The organism is Aeromonas sp. MdU4 (assembly GCF_041929505.1).
Lineage (GTDB): Bacteria > Pseudomonadota > Gammaproteobacteria > Enterobacterales > Aeromonadaceae > Aeromonas.
Map to the genome: position 1 here is coordinate 1 of NZ_JBHFMW010000069.1, position 853 is coordinate 853.

The window sequence follows — 853 nt, forward strand, 5'->3', positions numbered from 1 at the left end:
AAAAAAAAAAGATCCGGCCATCCAGTAGCTCAACCCACATGCTGTTTTCATCGAACCGCACCAATTTAGGCTAAATATTCATGCCACTTCTCCGCAAAAAACGCTCTGTGCTCTGTTGCGATGACGATCACATCTCGCAACGCCCGTTCCCGGAAACCATCGTTTCTGTACAAGACCACCGCCGGTTCTAGCCAGATCATGACCTCACTCCCAGCCTTTGAAACGTGTACGTGTACGGGTTCCTGCGGATCTCCTTCGTTCGAGTAGAAGAAGAACCGATACCCGTTAATGCGAAGAATTACTGGCAATTTAATCTTCTCTCAGTGATTCAAAGGCTTGTTTGATATTTCTTGCTGGAATGGGCTCGTTGTCAAACACCATACGCTCTTCTTGGTAAGCTGCACCAACCTGCATTCGTCTAGCTTCGTTAAGCATTTGAGCCAGTCCTAGATCGGTTAATAACGCGCGCAATTTTCGCTCACTCACATCGCAAACAATGGCTATTTCTTCGATCAAGTTTTTCATGGTTTTGCCGTGTCGATATATTCAATAGGGCCAATTCGCTCACGTTCGATCACTGTGGTGAAGGCGATCCGAGCACCAGTGAACAAAAAGTTGGGGCTAATGAAATAACGCCCTTAGCGCATCGATTTAGCAATAATATGAGCCTGAACTACTTCAGCTAAGCCTCGCCAAAACGCGGCAGCACTAAGCCGCAATGGAGGTTCTTTACCATTGTGGTCAGCTATGAACTCCTCTAAAACCAACGCATCAAGATCGACTTCATCTTTGGACAAAGCCTTGTTTTGAACTGCCCAAACAAGAACGCTAAATGATTTTATTTTTTTTTTTT

At 45.3% G+C, this 853-nt stretch carries 2 protein-coding genes and 1 pseudogene; all 3 read right to left on the reverse strand.

The features are described 5' to 3' along the window. Positions 1-65 precede the first annotated feature (65 nt). Positions 66-308, reverse strand: coding sequence for a DUF4160 domain-containing protein (locus ACE1BR_RS23205; protein WP_374874445.1), 243 nt, complete (start codon positions 306-308; stop codon positions 66-68). A 1-nt stretch (position 309) separates the two neighbouring features. Beyond that, the gene (locus tag ACE1BR_RS23210) at positions 310-525 is read right to left on the reverse strand and encodes a hypothetical protein (RefSeq protein ID WP_374874447.1); all 216 of its coding nucleotides are present in this window, start codon (positions 523-525) and stop codon (positions 310-312) included. A 113-nt stretch (positions 526-638) separates the two neighbouring features. Continuing rightward, positions 639-853 (reverse strand): annotated as a pseudogene (locus ACE1BR_RS23215) (hypothetical protein); the annotation flags it as partial.